Raw genomic sequence first — 2,427 nt, 5'->3', positions numbered from 1 at the left:
CAGGGACTACGGTAAAAAGGTGCTTGCAAATTTTATCATCTACTCGCAGATCCTCGATCCGCGCGCGAAAGTCTCGGTGCAACAGGAGCTACAAGACCTGCTGATACCGAGCAGAAGCGATGATTTCAGATAAATTTACGAGGCGGCGAAATGAAAACAAAGCGAAATCTTATAGTTAAAATTTTAGCCGCTTCGGCTTTTATCTGCGAAATTTGCGCGGCGACTCAAAATTTTTCGGTTGCCAAAGAGACCGCAAAATCGCTTAAGGAGGATGAAATTTTAATCCTTAAAAGCGATCTTGCCGCTGCCAAAAAGCGTGGCGGCGCGCTGCAAGAGCTAAATTTAGAGGAAAGAGAGCTTGCAAAAAACGCGCTTAAGCTTCCGTTTGAAATTTACGAGCTGCGCCTTTCTGAAGATCAAAATACGCTCTTCGGCTTGGGCGACGACAGAGGTGGTATCGTCTTGATCGATGTTACCGAGCTGCGCACTCTAAGGCTTGCGGGCATATTTTCTTTTCCGCAGCATGAGTTTGATCCAGCCTACATAGATATCGCACAGAGCAAAGACGGCAAAAGTCTATTCGTCGCAGATCCAAATTTCGGAATTTATAAGCTGGATCTTAGTGACCGAAGGGATATTAAAATTTCGGCGCGGCTTGAAGCGCGATTTGTAAATAAAATAGAGCTTTCAAGCGACGGGCGCACCCTCTTTGCAAAGGATTTTTTCAGCACCCTTACCGCCTATGACGTAAAAGATGATAAATTTACGCAGCTTGCTTATTTTATCGCTCCTTCCAAAGCCGATAAGCGGGAGTATGATTACGCCTGCGCGCCACATAGATTATCCGAAATAAAGGAGCTCGGCGATCTGAAACTGCTCTCTGAGAATGAGCTTTTGCTGGCAAGCTGGGTGGGATTTTATGTTTTAGATATATCGGATATGGATAGGTACCGCGAAAATGCCCTGCAAAAAAACTCTAATATCTTAAAACAGGTCCGCTATATCGCTCATCCACATTTAGAAATAGATAAAATGACGCTATCCAAAGACGGCAAGCGGGTATTTTCATCAAATTGGAACGAATTTGGGCTATATGATTTGGGCGAAAATAACACGGTTCAATCAAGCGCGTATTACAGCGGCGCGCACTTAAATAATTTTAAAGTCATAGAGGATCTAAATTTAGCCTACTTGGGCAAAGAAATATCCGAAAAAGGGGAATTTCCAAGCGTGGATCTGATCGATTTTAGCAATAAACTAGACCCCGCCCCGATAAAAAGATATCTCTTTCCGCAGAGCCTAAAGGGCGTAAGCGTCGAATCTCGCGGCAAATATCTTTTCTTTTCCTATTTTACGAAAAACGGAGCGTTTATAGGCGGACTTGATCGCGCTTCGTTAAGCTCCGCTGAAAAATCCGCGCAATCTGCGCAGATGAAAAATGAAATTTTAGCCGAAAAAAGCCCCGAAGAAAAAGGCGCGATCTGGGAACTTCCTTACTCTAAAAACGGCTTTAGAACCGTTGATAACATAATAAAATCCCCGCAAGGATATCTGCTCCTTGCAAGCGCAAACGACGAATACCGAGTCTCGCTAGTTGCGTTAAGCGAGCGAGGAGCGGAGCTTTGGCGCAAAAAATTAAATATGGTATCCGCAGCCAATATGCCAGTAGCGGCGATGGATTCATACGTGCTTTTGGATAATAAAATTTTAGACGCCAAAACAAAAAAGATAATCTACGAATTTTCTATTAAATTTAAAGAAGTAGCGAGCTTCGGCGATAAATTTGCCGCGATAGACGAAAACGACGATCTGCGCTTTTACGAGAGAGAAAAACTGCTATGGAAGAAAAAGCTAAATATCGCAAAGAGCAAAAGGCCGTTTGACGGCACCATGACAAAGATAGCCAAAATATCCGAAAGCGAGATCCTGCTCATCATCGAAAAAGACGGATTTTTAAAATTTAACGCTAAGGGCGAGGAGCTTTGGCATAAGAGCGTAAATTTTAAGGAGAGCGGCGCCTCGGACGAGCTTGTAATGGATCATGGGGCGCAACTGCTAAAAGCAAAGGACGGATCGATATTTCTATTGGCGAAATTCGGCGCAAATATCGCAAAATTCGATGCCTTAGGCAATGAAATTTGGAGAAAGCAAATTTGCGGAAGAGATCGCGACGTCTGCGATCTGCCCGACACGCTAAACGCAACCTATAAATTAGCAAACTACAAAGAGGGGCTACTTCTAATCGGCGCAAACGACGCCTCGGAGGATCAGACGATATTTTTAGAGCTTGATTTGGACGGCAATATATTGCGTGAAAACAAAGCGAAATTGCAAGACTTTTGGCTCAAAAGCGCCGTAAGTACGGATGACGGAGGCGTTTTAATAGGCGGAGGCGCCCATAAAGACGATACCGTCATAATAAAAATT

At 43.9% G+C, this 2,427-nt stretch carries 1 protein-coding gene; it reads left to right on the top strand.

Annotation, left to right across the window (positions count from 1 at the left end; translation table 11 throughout):
* Positions 1-150 precede the first annotated feature (150 nt).
* Positions 151-2,427 (top strand): hypothetical protein (locus Q0614_RS02350; RefSeq protein ID WP_298786279.1); only part of this gene is annotated, 2,277 nt, incomplete at its 3' end.

Source organism: uncultured Campylobacter sp. (assembly GCF_937997595.1).
In the GTDB taxonomy this organism is placed as follows: Bacteria; Campylobacterota; Campylobacteria; order Campylobacterales; family Campylobacteraceae; genus Campylobacter_B.
The sequence above is the reverse complement of the archived record's forward strand: the minus strand, read 5'-3'. Positions and strand labels throughout refer to the sequence as shown.